Consider the following 17,547-nt stretch of genomic DNA (forward strand, 5'->3'; position numbering starts at 1 on the left):
GAGTAAATGTAGGGTATGTTACGTTTTACTAACGCACCCTACGTTTATTTCAAAAATCTGAATTGGAAAATTGTGAATATTATAGTAAATTTTTAAAAAATATCTCTTAACTTATTTCCCTTGCCATAGCTGCCGCAATGACTGAAAAACCTTTACAAATCTTTCTTCTAGCCAGACCATAATATAATCAAGCCATTCCAAAAGTTGCTCTAAGGGGTGCTTTTCATAGCCAGTTGAAGTTGCTGTGGTTTCTATCCAGTCTGGCTGCGCCTCAACTGGACTGCTTTGGTGAAACTGCTGTTTCAACATTTCCCCTTTACGACTCTCGCTTTTAGTTTGGGAAATACGGGTTTTAATTTGTTTTACAGAGGCGACTTTTCCAGATATTTTTTGACTTGAGGCGAGATTACTACTTGGTTGTTTTCTTTGTATCAAACCCGATCCAAATTTAGGTTGTTTTACACTCAAATTCTTTTGGGGAAAATGCTTTATTGATAAACTTGGGGCTAAAGCAGGATTTTTTTCTTCAGAAAGTGTAACTGGCTTGTCAGCAATGGTTTCGGTGTCACCAAATAAATCATTCCACGTTAGCCAAGGATCGTTTGTGAAATCCTGGTTCTCTCCTAGAGGGCTTTTGGATAAGGCTTTTCTAAGGCGTGACGAAAAGAGTTTACCTGGCATCTCATTACTAATTGTTGTCTCAAGTGTTTTTCTATTACCAACACCAAAAAAGTAATTAAGCGCCGCCTCAATCAAAGCCTGAAAATTCTGTGAATGAGTTTCTAAAGCATCAGCGTTAGGGGCAATCTCTCCTTTGGCAGCTAATTGATCTTTGCCATAAAGAAATATGTTTAACTGGGTTTGGGCAACTTGGATAACTTCCTGGCTACGTTTTTGCGCTGGGACTAAAGCATTCGATTCCAACTTAGCAACGGCTATATCTAGAAATGCTAATAATCTATCTGTATTAAGTAAATTTTTTGGTATACTCTCGGCTAAAACTGGAATTTTAGCTGGATTTACGTCAGTGAGTTTTGCTAATAATCGGTCAATTTGTGGTAATAACTGCGTTTCTTTTTTAGCTATAATCAAACGCCAACATTGCCAGTAATTAGCAACTTCGTTAATAATTCGGTCTTCTAATTTTGCCTGTTGTTCCGGTGTTAAGATATCTAAAATTTCATTGTCGGCAGTAACAAGTACTAAATTTCGATTCATCAAATTTGTGGCAATTCCTTGCACTATTGGAAGACGCTGTTGAAGGGCATTGTCTAATTGTGAAGGGTTGAGACTGAGAGCTTGATTAGCCGTAATATTTGATGATTGAGTAAGATTAGAGTTCTTTTCAACGAATTTCAGCCGAAAAACTCCCAATAAAGCCAAGGGATTGAAATGTTCAGATGCTTTCGTAGGAGTGGAGGCGGGTTCATCTGGTGACAGGTAATTGACTGCCTCTAGTACATTTTGAATGGGACTATCAGCATTGGGTAGAGTTTCAGGCTGGAAATCGGTATCATTTGGTTGTAACTTTAATCTAGTTTGTGGTTCTCTAGTATGTAGCGTTTTCCCAGATGATTCAGATGACTGAAACAGTAGATACACTGGGTAAAGTAGTACCTCGACACCCCACTTAGTGGCGACTTGCAAATGCCGAAAGGTATGTTCCCACTGTTGTGTCACCCGCCGAGATTGCTGGTGGACAAAGTTAAATAGTCTGCTTTGATAACGACCAGAGGAACCAGAAGACATAGTAGTAATTTTTTAGTTCAAGTCTTGTTAAGTTGTGAGACTCGCGCCAAACAATAAAAACGACCAACACCTCATCTTAGCGAATATATGACCCCGACTGTCTCTCAATCCCAGACCAAACTTATCTCACAAACAATTGAGCAACTGCGCTCTTTTTGTCAAGTTAATATCCAGTCTACGTGGCTGTATCAGGAATCTGACTTAGTTATTACTGATGTTGTAGCTGCTGATTTGTCTGATTGGCAACCTGCCCAGTTGAATGCTAAAGAACATATTGCTTGGACGGGCGGGAAAAAAGTGCTATGGCTAGTGCAAAGATTGGTGGTTCCCCAAGATTTACACGGTTATCTCTTAGCTGGGTTATCTTTGCGGCTGGCGCTGGTTTGGTGGGCGGATTCTGCTGAGATTTATGTAAATGGCGAGTTAGTGCTGGAGGGTGATTTATTTGATTGTTCGCCGAGAGTGCTTCTGTGTCAGGGGGTGACGCCAGGGGAAGAATTCACTGTGGCTTTGCGCTTAGTGAGTCCGGGACATTGTGATGGTGCTTTAGTGCGATCGCTCCTAGTTTATGAGTCTTATGTTGATAATAATCCCGATCCGGGTTTTGTGGCTGATGAGTTAGCTGTGGTGCAACTTTATTTGGAAAAATTTGCGCCGGAGAAGTTGGATGTTTTGGCGGCGATGGTGGGGGAAGTTACCAACCGCAGAGGCGCAGAGGACGCCAAGGAAGAGTTAGTAAGATCGTTTTTGTCTCTACGTCAAAACCTAATTCAATCCGACATCTTAGCCCCCCTTTTCAAGGGGGGTTGGGGGGATCAAAAATCTAAAATTTTCCTGTTGGGTCATGCTCACTTAGATTTAGCATGGTTATGGCCTGTAAGTGAAACTTGGAATGCGGCGCAAAATACTTTTGAGTCGGTTTTGAAGTTGCAAGCAGATTTTCCTGAGTTAATTTTCTGTCATTCAAGTCCGGCACTTTATGCTTGGATTGAAGAACATCGCCCGGATTTATTTAGGGCAATTCAAGCACAGGTAGCCGCCGGACGTTGGGAAGTTGTCGGCGGAATGTGGGTGGAACCAGAACTCAACATAATTGCTGGTGAATCAATAGTGCGTCAGTTATTGTATGGTCAGCGCTATATCCAGGAGAAATTTGGCAAGTTCTCAACTGTGGAATGGGTTCCAGATTCTTTTGGTTTTTGTGCAACTTTACCGCAGTTTTTCGCTAATGCTGGAATTGAGTATTTTGTGACGCAGAAGTTGCGGTGGAATGATACTACTAAATTTGATTATGGGGCTTTTTGGTGGCGATCGCCTGATGGCAGCGAAGTCTTTAGTTTGATGTCTGCACCCATCGGTGAAGCTATAGACCCAGTTAAAATGGCAACTTATGCTCTTGAGTGGCAAACCCAAACTAGTTTACCAGAATCCCTCTGGCTTCCCGGTGTCGGCGACCACGGCGGCGGCCCCACCCGTGATATGTTAGAAACCGCCCAACGCTGGCAAAAGTCACCTTTGTTCCCAGACTTAGAATTTACGACGCCTGAAAAGTATTTACAGCAAGTTGTAGAGACGCGATTCATCGCGTCTGTTAATAATTATGATTCTTCCCCTGCTTCCCCATCCCCTTCATTCCCTACTTGGAATGACGAACTATACTTAGAATTTCATCGCGGTTGCTACACTACCCACGGAGATCAAAAACGCTGGAATCGTCGTTGTGAAAATTTATTATATCAAGCTGAACTATTTGCTACCTTGGCAACTGTAAGCTGTGGTGTGACATATCCAAAAGCAGAAATTGAAGCAGCTTGGAAACAAGTGTTATTTCAACAATTTCACGATATTTTACCTGGTTCTTCAATTACCCAAGTTTACACAGATGCGTTGCCTCAATGGCAGCAAGTGGAACAAATGGGAACAAAAATATTACAGGAATCACTTTTAGCGATCGCATCTCACATTACCCTATCAGAACCACCAAAACCCGATAGTCTGCCTATTTTTGTTTTCAATTCTCTCAATTGGCAACGTTCTGAGGTAATCTCTGTAGCCTTGCCCACGCCACCAACAACTAACCAAGAATGGCAGATTTACGATGCTTCTGGAAACCAGCTTGTCTCCCAATTATCTGAACCATCAACTTTACTATTTCTCGCCACGGAAATTCCACCCGTCGGCTACCGGATATTTTGGCTTTCCCCTTCACTCTCCAATCCAGACGAGATGAATCGCGTTTCTCCCTCATCTCCCGCACTCTTCCCAGACTGGATTTTAGAAAATGAATTCTTGCGAGTTGTTATAGATCCCGACACCGGAGATTTATCAAGTGTTTTTGACAAAACTTATCAGCGAGAAGTTTTAAGTGGGGCGGGGAATCAACTGCAAGCTTTTAAAGACAGTGGGCAATATTGGGATGCTTGGAATATAGACCCCAATTATGCTCAACATCCCTTACCCTCAACAAATCTTCAATTTATTCAGTGGTTAGAACAAGGCCCAGTGCAAAGTCGTGTGCGCGTGGTGCGTCAGTTGGGTGAATCGGAATTTTGCCAAGACTATATTCTGCAAGCTGGTTCACCTCTGCTGAACATTGCTACAACTGTCAATTGGCAAGAAAATCATGTCTTAGTGAAAGCTGCTTTTCCTCTAAATATTGAAGCCGACTTTGCTACTTATGAAATTCCCTGTGGCGCGATTCGCCGCCCAACTAAACCGCAAACCCCCGCAGAACAAGCAAAATGGGAAGTTCCTGCTTTGCGTTGGGCTGATTTAACAGCAGAAGAAACACAGACAAATACTGCAATCCCAAATCGTTATGGTGTCAGTTTGCTCAATGATTGTAAATACGGTTATGACAGCAAACCAAATCAACTCCGCCTAACACTGCTACGCAGTTCTAATTGGCCAGACTCAAAAGCTGACCGAGGTTTTCACGAGTTCAAATATACCTTGTATCCTCATGCTAATAGTTGGGAATCAGCCCACACAGTACGGCGTGGCTATGAATTGAATATACCGTTGCAAGTGATATTCAATCGGCCACTGGCTAAACCCTCCGCTATCGGCACTATTGAAGGAGTAAGTTTCCTAGATTTATCAGCTGAAAATTTAATCTTAATGGCCTTGAAGCCATCTGAAGACGATCCACAGCAATTAATTCTGCGATGTTATGAATCTCACGGAGAAACAGCCGAGTTATCTTTGCAAAGTGATTTAGGGTTAAATCTTGGAAATACAGTAGATTTATTAGAGCGCTCCGCCAGTAGTGAATTTTCATCTCAGCAACAAAATTTGATGATACAACCTTGGAAAATCGCCAATTTTAAGGTGATATCAGCGATTAATCCCAGTCTGAAGTGAGCCACCATAGTTAATGTTTAGTGGTTAATAGAACAACTACTAACGTGGCAAGGCTAAATTTGTGCATTAGCAAACTCTTGTGGGATGGGTTTCTAGCCCGTCCTAATTAGCGGGCAAGATGCCCGCCCCACAAGAAAATTTATTGCAACATTTTAGTCTTGTCACGCCATTACTAACCATTAGACATCTGGTGAACTAAATATGTGTTATCCGAAATATTTAGTAGGCAAAATTCATGTAGCTGGAGGCTTCCTATAGCACTTTCTGCAAGCAAGCTACGCGTAGCCTTTCCGTTAGGAGAAGGGTATTATGCCTACGTCATTTTCACTTCTATCTCTAATAGCGTCGGCGGATAATCTGATATCGTCCGTAGGGCTGCCGTCGTTCAATAATCTGGCGTTGTCCAAAGCCCTGCCGTCGTTGGATTATCTGCCGTCTTCCGTAGGGCTGCCATCGTTGGATTCTCTGGTATCGTCCGTAGGGCTGCCGTCCTCGGATTCTCTGGTATCGTCCATAGGGCTGCCGTCCGCGGATTCTCTGCCGTCCTCGGATTCTCTGGTATCGTCTTGACGACCGTTGAGCAATCAAAAGCTCTCCGGTTTTATTTCCAACCAGGTTAGCATCTGGTGCAACGCTCTGTTCATTCAGAGTATTACTTAGAGAAATATCTTTCGCTTCAGCTAATGAGGGCGGAGACACAAAGGCAAATAGCAATACTGCTATTGAAGATAACTTCCTGAAACCTTTCATGTTTTTGCTTCTCTAAACTTTCGGTAATAACTTTATTAAAACACTTTAAAGTCTGGAAGTTACCGATCGCGCACTTTTTTAAAGTTAATTTAGGATGAAATTCAATATTGCAATTTCACTCTTTTGTATAATTGCAATTTTTATAATTTTGTGTATATAAATAGTTAGTATTTAACAGGATGTAATTTTTTTCACCACACAGATAAAGTATACAGTTATTAATTAAACAAACTATATTTTTGATTGTAATTTGAGTTCAAAAGCCTTGCTGGGCAAGGGAAATATATTCCAAAATTTTGATTTATAAAAACTTTAGATCGGATTTATCTCCATTCCACAAGATGTATCAAAACTGTATCAAATACAAACAATAACTGCTAAATATTCTTAGCGGAAGCTGTAAATAACGATCTGTCACTGGGTTTTTAGCTTCAGACAACTATCTTGTTAAGTGCTGCGTTTTTCCTAAAGAGGCTGCCGCAACGACTACGCTCAGTGACCACTTGCTTTCTGCCTCCTGTCTGATTGTTGAGCGTAGTCGAAACACTGCCTTACACGTCCTTTAAGGATATCTTCTGCTACCTCCACCCACTACACCAATTTTGTGGCGATAGGAGAGTTCAGCGCCGAACCAACCAGAAGCACTGGTTAGCGTACCGACAACAAGCGAGATTAACAGTCCCCAAGGTAGTATTCGGGATTCAGCGTCACCTAAACGTAGGAGAAAGTTAACGAGTGATAAAACTAATATAGAAACGTTAAGTATCAAATGCGTCCAACCGGCGGTGCGCTTGCGGACGCGTTCAATTTTCACAAAGTCGCTCAGACCGATCGCAGATGCAAGAACGCCTCCAGCTAGTCCAAGTCCGATTAACCATAGCGAAGCCCTAGCCCAAAAGAAATCGCCAGTTAACCAGTAACCAATGTCACTACCCAAAGCGGCGGCTAAAAAGGCTATGGGAAAGATCACGCTCAAGGGGTGTAGGGGATGTCCGGCGATCGCAACTGTACTGGGTACACCGGTATCACGATACTCACTGTCGTTACTTTCAATAACTGGTGGAATATTTGGAAAAGGTGTTGAACCTGTTTGCGTTGTTTCTGTAGTTTCCATTATTAGTATCCTGAATTTATGAACCTTGCTTTACTATTTTAAGCTGAAGGAATTTTTTCAACATAAGCTTCAGCCTGTAATATTAGTTTACCTACTTCTACTTTTAGTTGGTTGACTTGCAAACTTATGCCGTCTAAATCAAAGTTACTTAGATTCAAAATTTCGCTAGTTTGATCGATCAAAGCTTTGGTCAACTCTGGCGATATTTCCTCACTTTCGCCATACTCGACATTTTCCAAAGCAACACTTTTTCCATTGCTGCTAATCCTGGGGACTGCGGAAAAAGCAACTTGCTGATTTTCCCCAGTTTCTACTAATTTTATGCTGGCATTTAGTGCTACTTTTCCATCACCCGGTAATCGAAAATCTACATTTTGAGGTTCAATTGTTTTTAGTTGTCCGTTAATATGTATTTTCTGACTTTGCAGTTGCGATCGCACATATTCGGAGTTGAAAGCACGATTAATATCAGCTTCGGTTAACACAACCTGTGCATTAGCTTCTGTCGGTTTAGTTAGTTCAATTTTACCAAAAGCCACACTTAGAGGATTAATGGCAACATTAGTCATTTTCATATCCAATTCCTCCATACGGAGGTCTTTCTGCATAACTAAACCTTCACCTGCAATCGTGACTTCATCCACCTCTCCCTGAACCAGTTTCAGCGGGTCTGTTTTGATGTCTACATCTAAATTTTCTACTTCATCTAATTGACTAGATAATCCTATTTCTGCCGCTTTATTGAGAGCTTGCTCTCCTAATCCAGGATTGTCTGGCATTATGTAAATTAACTCCTAGTTAAAAGCACATCCTTGAGTAAATTTAATAAACTAACAGCAGAGTTTTATCTATCTGTCGATGGAATATAGATTTAAATGTTATCTATCTAATTTGAAATTTAAATTTTACTTATATACTACTTTTATCCTTTACTGCCTCTGCACTTGGAGCGATTTGTTATAAAATTGACACAAACCCAATATTTCAGTTGAGTTATTCTGACTGCTAAAACTTTTTTATTTATACAATGCTCTCAGAACGTTTTACCGCAGCCCTTATCTACGCCACCCAACTACACGCTAACCAAGTTCGTAAAGGTTCAGGTGTCCCTTATGTTGCCCATTTATTAGGTGTTACCAGTATTGCTTTAGAATACGGGGCAAATGAAGATGAAGCGATCGCAGCTCTGTTACACGATGCGATCGAAGATCAAGGTGGCGCTGCAACACGAGAAGAAATTCGCCGTCGCTTTGGTGACAATGTAACGGCAATTGTAGATGGTTGTACTGACGCTGATACAACTCCAAAACCCCCTTGGCGACAGCGTAAGGAGGCATACATTGCTCATATTCCTACAGCTTCCCCATCAGTACTGCTGGTGTCATCCGCTGATAAACTTTACAATGCCCAATCTATTCTCAAAGATTATCGCATTTTGGGCGAATCACTTTGGGAACGTTTTCATGGGCGTAAAGAAGGTACTCTTTGGTATTATCGGGCGCTTTTAGAGGCTTTTAAAAAAACTGAAAGCACTGTAATAATTGAGGAGTTAGAACGGGTGATTTCGGAAATTGAAGTCTTAGCATCTACATAAAAAATTTATTTATTCAGAAGTAGATAAAAGATTTATTAGAACTAAACAAACGGATTTTTTACAAACACGATATAGTCATGTTTCTCAGGAATAAATTTTGGCTTTTAGGTTCTCTCTCTAGATAAAAAACCTTTCTCTCGGTAGATAGGTGTACTGATATTATTATGACTGGTATGTTACCAATATGACGATAGTAAGACAAAACACCCTAAATCCAACTGTAAATCCTTCAGTAAATCCTCCAGAAAACTTGCCAGAAAAGTATGCAGAAGCAGAGCGGATGCGTGATGTTCTGCTCTTACTGCAAAACTTGATTAACAGTGAAGAAGCCACTGTAAAATTAATTCTGGATTGTCTTTATGATGTTGGTTCAGTCAATTTGATTAATCAAAAGCTTCGCCTGAAACCCTTAAACAGGGTGATGAAATTAATTGCCCGAATGTCTAAACCAGTTTTTAGAATCATAGCTTTAAATTGGTTTAAAAAGAACTGTCCGCAACTGATTACTAATTGGCTACACACGCAAGTCTCGTTTGAAAATCTCCAAAAGACACCCGAACAAGTAGCTATTGAAGTTGTACAACTAGAACCATATTCCATCCCACAAAGAGAAAGCCTGAGTCAAGAGATAAAAAATCTGCGCTATCAGGTTAGATGGCTAGCTGGAATTTCAATAATTGCGATCGCTGTTTTAGTAATAAAAGCCACTTGGTTAAACTGAAACCGATGAATTATGAATATCATGCCTCTGCCCAAACCGATCTTAGAGGACATAGAAATACACCTACTCTTGGAAGGTGTGTATCAATATTACGGTTATGACTTTCGCAATTATGCTCTTTCATCACTCAAGCGCCGTATTCAGGGCTTCATGCAATTAGAAGGGGTAGCAAATATTTCTGCATTGCAAGAGCGATTACTACATAATCGCGCTTATTTAGAAAGATTTTTGCTGGCTCTGACGGTGAATGTCACATCAATGTTTCGCGATCCCAGCTTTTATAATACCTTCAGAAATCAGGTTATTCCCTTCTTACAAACCTATCCGTTTATTCGGATCTGGCACGCTGGATGTTCAACTGGTGAAGAAGTCTATTCAATGGCAATTTTATTGCAAGAAGAAGGACTTTATCACCGTTGCCGGATATATGCCACTGATACGAATGAGAAGGTATTACAAAATGCCAAAAGTGGGATTTTCTCGCTAAAAATGATGCAGGAATATACTCATCTATATCTAAAAGCAGGCGGCAAGAAATCTTTCTCAGAATATTATACAGCAGCTTATGACAATGCTATTTTTCGAGCGTCCCTAAGAGAAAATGTTGTTTTTGCCCAGCACAATTTAGCCACTGATAGTTCTTTTAATGAGTTTAATGTGATTCTTTGTCGTAATGTCCTCATATATTTTAATCAGGCACTTCAAAAACGCGTACACGAACTGTTTTATAATAGCCTTTGCACCTTTGGCATCTTGGGTTTAGGAAGACAAGAATCTATCAGATTCACCTCTTATGAGCCTTACTATGAAGAGTTAGTCAAGGGAGAGAAAATATATAGGAAAATAGCAGGTAAGTGAAAAGAATGCTTTAAATGGATAATTGAATTATAAATTATGAATTATCCTAAAATAACTAATAACCAATACCCCGAAAATTAGGAATAAAATTGCGCTCGTTGTCAAAAGACAGTCTGTCAAACATTTTTTATTGTGTTCAGAAGATAGATTTAACGCTGTCTTAAGGTAAATTACACATTAAAGTATTTAAGGAGATTGTCGATGCAACTTCTCGAATGTCCTCATGTTGCAGTCATTGCTGGAGAAAATGCGGTTCATGTTTCTCAACTACCTTCTATATGGCAAGACATTGCTAGAGGAACCACGAGTGTCGGACTTTCCCAGCCCCAAAGCTATGTTGAGATGGCACAGCTATTTTTGTATAAATTAGAACGTGGTGATGTTGATTTATTTAGCGATCGCCCCCAACTAGCTCACCTAATACCATCATTTTCTCAGCTATTTGCACAACTAGCATGGGAAACCTTAGAGTTTTTTGGACAAGACTTTCTCAAACACAGCTATCCGAACTTTGCAGAAATTCTCCGTGATGTGGAGTCAAAAGGAATCGATTACGCTGATGAAGTAAAAGTGGCTCGCATCGGCATAGATTTATTTAATGAATTTGGTTATGAACTACCAGCAAGTTTTTATCACGTGCATTTAGCCCCAATTTACCGCGATCATGTTTTTGAAGAACGTGCTTTGCGATTCGATAAACGTGATATTGAGCATAAACGTGCTTGGGATGCCATACTCCATGCAGGTAAGGTATTTGCTATTCAAATGAAGGTGCAAAGTATTGCCTCCAAATACGGTTTTACTTATCAGCATGGCTGCGGTTGCAACTCTCATCTATCTTCTATTGATGTATCTCGTGGCGCGTTTGAATATGAATTGAGTTTCGACAAGCGTCAGCGATGGATTCGCAGTTTCATCTGGACTGCTTGGTATGAGTATGCCTTCTTTGCGATCGTACCTAATACGAGTTATTTGGTTTAATATCATGTCCGCCAAATTACCCATAATAAAAGAACCCCACCCCCAACCCCTCCCCGCAGGCGGGGAGGGGAGACAAAGCATCGCTTTGGCGGGGTGGGGAACTCCTGGTTTAATAAGCAATCAAGCGGACATGACATAACAGAAAGAATTCAGGAGTGAGGAGTCAGAATTCAGAATTGAATTCTGTACGTCTGGTAGAAAGCGTCTCCGGCTCTGCTCCTGAATTCTTCTTCAAGAAATCGCCTCAAAAACCATTTGCGGAATCAACACTTCATCTTGTAATTGTCCAACACCTAAAAAGCGAGTCTCTTCTTCATAAACTCGCACGATTCCATTAACTTCAGAATTTAGAAAAACTCGCTGACCTTGACACCATTTTTGAGCAGATATTGCTGGTAAAGTCACAGACAACAAATGTTGTAACGCTGCATCAGGGGCAAGAGGTTGAAATGTCCCCCCTTGCAATTTAGCTTCTAAGTCGGAAAAAGTGAGACTATTTGTTAAATCGAAACCACTGCTTTGAGTACGGAGCAAAGCCGCAAGTGTGCCACCAGTTTCTAAGATTGCACCTAAGTCACGAGCGATCGCTCTAATATATGTACCAGAACCACAGGCGATCGCCACATCCAATTCGGGAAAATCTCCTTCTCTCCAGTCCAAAATATCTATCTGAAAAATTTCCACTGTTCGCACTGGAACTTCCACCATTTTTCCTTGGCGTGCTAAGTCATAAAGACGTTTCCCATCCACTTGAATTGCACTATAATTCGGTGGGATTTGCTCAATCTTGCCTTCAAATTGTGCCAGTGCAGTTTTCACCTCTGCCAAACTCAATCCAGCACAAGCTTGAGAACTAATGATTTCACCTTCTAAATCATCGGTTGTAGTCCGCACACCCAGACGAATTGTAGCCTTGTAAGCTTTGTTTTCTGGGAGATATTGCAATAATCTTGTGGCTTTACCAAGTGCGATCGGTAAAACTCCTGTAGCAGCTGGATCTAAGGTTCCTGCATGTCCTACACGTTTGAGGCGCAACAACTTTCGCACCCGCGCTACACAATCGTGGGAAGTCCAGTCAAATGGTTTGTTTAAATTGAGAAAACCTTGAAATAACAACACAAAATCATTAGTTACAGCTTCTAAAATTTTGCATTAAATTGGCAAAATATATATAAATTTATTTGCTCTGAAACCATGAAATGTGGAATGAGCGTATCTTTCTCCCCTGCTCCCCTGCCCCCTGCTCAAGAGCCTTTTGGTCACTGGGTACTACCAAAACAGTAAAAGGAAAATAATGTCAGCATTTCAGTTTCTCTTGCTCGAAGCCAATCTAACCGATGCAGAAGTCGTGCAAGCCACGCTGATCGAGGGCGGTATTAACTGTGAACTGTTGCGGGTAGAGACTCGCGCTGCTTTTATTAGGGCACTGGAGAGCAAGGCTATCGACCTGATTTTGGCAGACTATGCCTTGTCTAATTATGAGGAAATTGCGGCACTAACGATCGCCCGTCGCCTACGTCCTGAGATACCGTTTATTTTCATCTCTGGCAGTATGGGCGAAGAATTGGCGATTGAAGCTATCAAGCAAGGCGCGACAGATTATGTACTCAAGCAACGCTTAGGGCGGTTAGTGCCATCTGTACAACGAGCATTGCAGGAAGCCCAAGAACTTGACAAAGATATTACCAAGCGTAAACAAGCTTTATCAGCCATTGAGTCAGACCTGAAAGATACGCAACTACTGCACGAACTGAGCGCGAGGCTTGTAACCGAAGGCGACATTGAGACGCTTTACCAGGAAATTATAGCTGCCGCGATCGCTTTGACGCGGGCGGATGCGGGAACGATCCAAATTCTGGATGAAGCGACGCAGGAGCTAGTCATGCTTGCCAATCAAGGCGTGGGGCAAAAGCTGACTGAGCATTTCTATCGCGTTGATGCCAGTTCCAATACATCCTGTGGTAGAGCATTAGTAACGGGCGATCGCACCTTCGTTGATTTCGATGTGCCAGAGAGCGAAGACCCGGATGGCTCGATGCGAATGCACCGTGAGGCGGGGTATCTCTCGGCACAGTCCACACCGCTAATTACCCGTTCGGGCAAAGCAATCGGCATGGTTTCAACCCATTGGCGCAAACACCATCGACCGAGCGATCGCGAACTGCGCTTTCTCGATTTACTCGTCCGCCAAGCCGCTGATTTGATTGAGCAACGGCAAGGCGAAGCTGCATTGCGTGAATCAGAAGCCCGGATGCAGCTTATCACCAACCTCGTCCCCGACCTGCTCTGGGATAGTGAACCCAACGGATTTACCAACTGGTATAACCAGCAGTGGCTGGAATATACGGGGCAAACCTTTGAGCAGGCGATCGGCTGGGGCTGGGTAGATACGATTCATCTGGACGATCGCGAAGGATCTGCCCAGCGTTACCGAGAAGCGACCGAACAGGGCGTACGGCTACGACAGGAACACCGCATTCGCCGCTACGATGGAGAGTACCGCTGGTTCGTTGTCAATGCGTTTCCGCTCAAGGATGAGAGCGGCAAGGTCATCAAGATGTACGGCGCGGCGACCGATATTCACGAAGCGCGTGTCGCGATGGAAGCCCTGCGTGAGTCGGAAGCAAAATATCGATCGCTCTTTCAATCAATGGATCAGGGCTACGCAGTCGTCGAAGTTCTGGCAGACGACAACGGCGAATGGAACGACTTTCTCTTTTTGGAAGTGAACCCTGCATTTGAGCAACAAACGGCAGTGAGCAATGCAGTTGGACGCAAAGCCACCGAGATTTTGGGAACGCCAAACCCCGCCTGGGCGAAAATTTATGGTCGAGTCGCCCAAACAGGGGAACCTGTGCGCGTTGAGGAGAAGGAAAAAACGCTCGATCGGGTCTTTGATCTCTACGCCTTCCGTTTGGGTGAAGCCGAAAGCCGTTGTGTAGCGGTTCTGTTTACCGACATTACAGAACGCGTGGGCGTCGAAGACGAACGCAAACGGCACGATGCAAATCTCGCCTTTTTAGCCGAAGTCAGCCAAGACCTTGCGCGTCTGACGGACATTGACGAGACGATGAATGCGCTGGGCGAAAAAATCGGCAGACATTTCGGGCTGTCAGCCTGCGCCTTTGCCGAACTTTATGGGTCGGCTGGAATTGCAGTCATCGACTACAACTGGCATCGCAGCGACGTGCCGAGCCTGCGTGGCACGTATCGTATGCAAGAGTTTTTAACACCCGAAGTTATGCAACTTTGTCTCGCAGGAGTTGATATCGTCATCCGCGACGTGTTCGACGACCCCCTGACCGATGGCGAGCAGTTTGCGACTCTGAATATCGGCTCTTTCCTCAGCATCCCGCTTATACGCAATGGCGAGTGGCAATTCCTGCTCGTCATCTATCGTAGCGAACCCCATGACTGGCGCGACGACGAAATCGAACTGACCCGCGAACTCGCCAACCGCATCTGGACGCGGCTTGAACGCGCTCGCGCCGAAGTAGGGTTGCGCCAATCAGAAGAAAAATATCGGCTGCTGTTCAATTCGATCAACGAAGGTTACGCCCTCTGCGAACTGCTGTATGACGACGATGAAAAGGCGATCGACTGGAAAATTTTGCAGGTCAACCCAGCGTTCGAGTCCCTAACCGGACTGCGCGATGTCGCAGGTAAAAACGCCACTCAACTGAATCAACCGTTGAATCAGAACTGGCTGCAAACCTTTGGCACGGTGGCTCAAACAGGCGAATCGACCCGGTTTGAACACTACATCGACAGTGTAGATTGCTGGTTCGATATTTTGGTGTCGCGCATCGACGAAGATAAACACCACATTGTCGTCGTATTCAACAACATTACCGATCGCAAACAGGCACAAGCCGATCAAATTCGCCTGATTCAGGAACAAGCTGCCCTTCAACAAGAACGTCAACGCGCCGAATCTCTGGCAGAACTCGATCGCGCCAAAACCCTCTTCTTTAGCAACGTCAGCCACGAATTTCGCACACCGCTAACGTTGATACTCGCTCCCCTGCAAGATGCCTTGAGCGATTCGGTAAATCCCCTAACTTCTTCACAACGGGAACAGCTAGAACTAGCACATCGCAATAGCTTGCGTTTGCTGAAACTGGTCAATACCCTGCTCGACTTCTCCCGCATCGAAGCCGATCGCCTGAAGGCAAACTACGAACCCACCGACTTATCTACCTACACGGCGGAACTGGCAAGTGTTTTCCGCTCGGCGATTGAGAATGCCAATTTACAGTTAGTCGTCGATTGTCCTCCCCTGCCCGATCCCATTTACGTCGATCGAGAAATGTGGGAAAAAATTGTGCTAAACCTGCTCTCCAATGCCTTGAAATTTACCTTCGAGGGTATGATTTCTGTCTCGCTCAAACCCAAAGCAAACACAGTTGAATTGATAGTCAGCGACACAGGCGTAGGTATTTCCGCTTCCGAACTGCCTCACCTCTTTGAGAGGTTCTATCAAGTCAAAGGCACGAAGGGGCGCAGCTATGAAGGCTCAGGCATTGGCTTATCTCTGGTGCAGGAACTCGTCAAGCGGTACGGCGGCGCGATCGCGGTTACGAGCGCAGTAGACCAAGGCACAACCTTCACCGTCACCATCCCCACCGGAATCGCCCATCTACCCGCCGACCAAATTTGGCTTGCCTCTACACTGGCATCGTCGGCTGTAACTGCAAACGCTTTTGTTGAAGAAGCCTTACGTTGGCTACCTGAAGAAAGCACAGAATTTCAACTTCAAAGCTTGGCTGACTTTTCACGGGATCTGGAAAACCCCTCTCCAAACCTCTCCCCTACAAGGAGAGAGGCTTTGACTTCTCCCCCTTCCCTTGTAGGGAAGGGGGCTGGGGGGTTAGGTTTTCCGTTGGTTTTTCCACATGACGTGAAAACTCAGCAAAGCTCTGAGGTTCAAGCACAAAGCTCTGAGGTTCAAGCACAAAGCTTGGAGGTTCAAGCTCAAAGCTCAGAGGTTCACGCTCAAAGCTCGGAGGTTCAAGCACAAAGCTCGGAGGTTCAAGCACAAAGCTCTGAGGTTCAAGCACAAAGCTCTGAGGTTCAAGCTCAAAGCTTGGAGGTTCAAGCTCAAAGCTCCAAGAGGGCGCGTATTCTCCTAGTGGATGACAACGCCGACATGCGCGGCTATCTCAGGCGGTTGTTAAACCAGTACTACGAGGTAGAAGCTGTAAATGATGGGTTAGCCGCAATGACTGCGATCCGGCGTGGTGGAGATGTCATCTATGACTTGGTGTTAGCAGATGTGATGATGCCTAGAATGGATGGATTTGAGTTACTGCGATCGCTACGGGCTTCACCAAATACCCAGACAATCCCGATTATTTTGCTCTCTGCTCGTGCTGGCGAAAAATCACGGGTGGAGGGTTTAGAAACTGGCGCAGATGACTACTTAATTAAACCTTTCTCGGCACGGGAATTGTTAGCGCGAGTCAATGCCAACCTCCAATTAGCACAACTGCGACGCGAAGCAGTCTACCGCGAACAGGTAATGCAAGCGGTACAAACGCTCAATGAACGCTTGGAGCAACAGGTGAAAGCGCGGACTGCTCAACTAGAAGCCATCAACCAAGAACTGGAGGCGTTCTCTTCCTCAATATCCCACGACTTACGAACGCCGCTACGCTACATCAGCAGCTTTGCCGAACGATTGCAAGGCAAGCTCAATGCAACCCTCGTTGATGCATCCAGTTTGCAAAGTCTCAACATTATCACCAAATCTGCTCTTGAGGCAGAAAAAATGGTAGACGACCTGCTGGAATTTTCTCGCCTGGGGCAGACAGAAATTCATTTGACTACTGTTAATATCAGTCAATTGGTGCAGCAGGTGCGAGAACAATTGCAGCCGGAACTAATCGGGCGATCGCTCCACTGGGAAATCGAGCCATTGGCAACGGTAGAGGCTGACCCAGTACTGCTGCGGTTAGTACTGCAAAACTTGCTGTCGAATGCCGTCAAGTACACGCGCAATAACACCGAAGCCGCCATCAAAATTGGTAGGATTGAACAGGAGCAAGAAGTGATTTTCTTTGTCAGAGATAATGGTGCAGGGTTCGACATGAAATACTGCGATCGACTATTTAGCATATTTCAACGGCTGCATCCCCAGGAAGAGTTTTCTGGCACGGGAGTCGGGCTTGCCACTGTCCGGCGGATCGTTCATCGACATGGCGGACGCATCTGGGCAGAAGGCGCAATCAACCAGGGCGCAACGTTCTACTTTTCGCTCCCGAAACATGAGGCATTATGACCGAATAATTACTAATTCGTAATTCGTAATTCGTAATTAAAGAAGCGTACAAGCCCCTTGATTTATCTAATGGAGAAGTAAAATGCATAGTATCAATATTTCAAGCCCCCGACAAAGCCCGTGGTGTAACAATTACG

Annotated in this window: 11 protein-coding genes and 1 pseudogene; 7 read left to right on the forward strand and 5 right to left on the reverse strand. The window is 44.0% G+C overall.

The features are described 5' to 3' along the window. Positions 1 to 111 precede the first annotated feature (111 nt). Positions 112 to 1,749, reverse strand: coding sequence for a hypothetical protein (locus RMX89_RS22790; protein WP_322690541.1), 1,638 nt, complete (start codon positions 1,747 to 1,749; stop codon positions 112 to 114). An 87-nt stretch (positions 1,750 to 1,836) separates the two neighbouring features. On the opposite strand from RMX89_RS22790, the gene RMX89_RS22795 reads away from it, so the two are divergent. Further along, positions 1,837 to 5,112, forward strand: coding sequence for an alpha-mannosidase (locus RMX89_RS22795; RefSeq protein WP_322690542.1), 3,276 nt, complete (start codon positions 1,837 to 1,839; stop codon positions 5,110 to 5,112). Positions 5,113 to 5,448: 336 nt separating this feature from the next. Here the strand turns inward: RMX89_RS22795 and RMX89_RS22800 are convergent, their stop codons facing one another. From RMX89_RS22800 to RMX89_RS22810, 3 genes are all read right to left on the reverse strand, one after another. Further along, positions 5,449 to 5,862 (reverse strand): hypothetical protein, encoded by a 414-nt coding sequence (locus RMX89_RS22800; RefSeq protein WP_322690543.1) that lies wholly within the window; start codon positions 5,860 to 5,862, stop codon positions 5,449 to 5,451. A gap of 562 nt (positions 5,863 to 6,424) precedes the next feature. Beyond that, the gene (locus RMX89_RS22805; protein WP_322671183.1) at positions 6,425 to 6,976 is read right to left on the reverse strand and encodes a DUF2231 domain-containing protein; all 552 of its coding nucleotides are present in this window, start codon (positions 6,974 to 6,976) and stop codon (positions 6,425 to 6,427) included. 38 nt (positions 6,977 to 7,014) lie between these two features. After that, positions 7,015 to 7,755, reverse strand: a complete 741-nt coding sequence (locus RMX89_RS22810; RefSeq protein WP_322690544.1) for a DUF2993 domain-containing protein — start codon at positions 7,753 to 7,755, stop codon at positions 7,015 to 7,017. A 248-nt stretch (positions 7,756 to 8,003) separates the two neighbouring features. Between RMX89_RS22810 and RMX89_RS22815 the strand changes: the two genes are divergently transcribed. The 4 genes from RMX89_RS22815 to RMX89_RS22830 all read left to right on the forward strand — a co-directional run bounded on the left by RMX89_RS22815 (position 8,004) and on the right by RMX89_RS22830 (position 11,130). Then, on the forward strand, positions 8,004 to 8,570 hold the full coding sequence (locus RMX89_RS22815) for an HD domain-containing protein (protein WP_322690545.1): 567 nt from the start codon (positions 8,004 to 8,006) through the stop codon (positions 8,568 to 8,570). A 184-nt stretch (positions 8,571 to 8,754) separates the two neighbouring features. Next, positions 8,755 to 9,291, forward strand: coding sequence for a hypothetical protein (locus RMX89_RS22820; protein ID WP_322671186.1), 537 nt, complete (start codon positions 8,755 to 8,757; stop codon positions 9,289 to 9,291). Between the two features lie 21 nt (positions 9,292 to 9,312). Continuing rightward, positions 9,313 to 10,149, forward strand: a complete 837-nt coding sequence (locus RMX89_RS22825; protein ID WP_322684009.1) for a protein-glutamate O-methyltransferase CheR — start codon at positions 9,313 to 9,315, stop codon at positions 10,147 to 10,149. Positions 10,150 to 10,350: 201 nt separating this feature from the next. Further along, on the forward strand, positions 10,351 to 11,130 hold the full coding sequence (locus RMX89_RS22830; protein WP_322690546.1) for a hypothetical protein: 780 nt from the start codon (positions 10,351 to 10,353) through the stop codon (positions 11,128 to 11,130). A 231-nt stretch (positions 11,131 to 11,361) separates the two neighbouring features. Here the strand turns inward: RMX89_RS22830 and truB are convergent, their stop codons facing one another. Beyond that, positions 11,362 to 12,246, reverse strand: a complete 885-nt coding sequence (gene truB, locus RMX89_RS22835; protein WP_322690557.1) for a tRNA pseudouridine(55) synthase TruB — start codon at positions 12,244 to 12,246, stop codon at positions 11,362 to 11,364. A 178-nt stretch (positions 12,247 to 12,424) separates the two neighbouring features. On the opposite strand from truB, the pseudogene RMX89_RS34575 reads away from it, so the two are divergent. Then, positions 12,425 to 13,681 (forward strand): annotated as a pseudogene (locus tag RMX89_RS34575) (GAF domain-containing protein); the annotation flags it as partial. A gap of 6 nt (positions 13,682 to 13,687) precedes the next feature. Beyond that, positions 13,688 to 17,410 carry an ATP-binding protein gene (locus RMX89_RS22850; RefSeq protein WP_322690558.1) on the forward strand — a complete coding sequence of 1,241 codons (3,723 nt, stop codon included), beginning with the start codon at positions 13,688 to 13,690 and terminating at the stop codon, positions 17,408 to 17,410. Positions 17,411 to 17,547 lie beyond the last annotated feature (137 nt).

This window comes from Nostoc sp. DedSLP04, from assembly GCF_034530775.1.
GTDB lineage: Bacteria > Cyanobacteriota > Cyanobacteriia > Cyanobacteriales > Nostocaceae > Nostoc.

What these genes read in the sequence shown, in the direction of transcription:
- RMX89_RS22820 (WP_322671186.1), top strand. Translation starts at nt 8,755, where the DNA reads ATGACGATAGTAAGACAAAACACCCTAAATCCAACTGTAAATCCTTCA.
- RMX89_RS22850 (WP_322690558.1), top strand. Translation starts at nt 13,688, where the DNA reads ATGTACGGCGCGGCGACCGATATTCACGAAGCGCGTGTCGCGATGGAA.
- RMX89_RS22795 (WP_322690542.1), top strand. Translation starts at nt 1,837, where the DNA reads ATGACCCCGACTGTCTCTCAATCCCAGACCAAACTTATCTCACAAACA.
- RMX89_RS22805 (WP_322671183.1), bottom strand. Translation starts at nt 6,976, where the DNA reads ATGGAAACTACAGAAACAACGCAAACAGGTTCAACACCTTTTCCAAAT.
- RMX89_RS22800 (WP_322690543.1), bottom strand. Translation starts at nt 5,862, where the DNA reads ATGAAAGGTTTCAGGAAGTTATCTTCAATAGCAGTATTGCTATTTGCC.
- RMX89_RS22790 (WP_322690541.1), bottom strand. Translation starts at nt 1,749, where the DNA reads ATGTCTTCTGGTTCCTCTGGTCGTTATCAAAGCAGACTATTTAACTTT.
- RMX89_RS22830 (WP_322690546.1), top strand. Translation starts at nt 10,351, where the DNA reads ATGCAACTTCTCGAATGTCCTCATGTTGCAGTCATTGCTGGAGAAAAT.
- RMX89_RS22815 (WP_322690545.1), top strand. Translation starts at nt 8,004, where the DNA reads ATGCTCTCAGAACGTTTTACCGCAGCCCTTATCTACGCCACCCAACTA.
- RMX89_RS22810 (WP_322690544.1), bottom strand. Translation starts at nt 7,755, where the DNA reads ATGCCAGACAATCCTGGATTAGGAGAGCAAGCTCTCAATAAAGCGGCA.
- RMX89_RS22825 (WP_322684009.1), top strand. Translation starts at nt 9,313, where the DNA reads ATGCCTCTGCCCAAACCGATCTTAGAGGACATAGAAATACACCTACTC.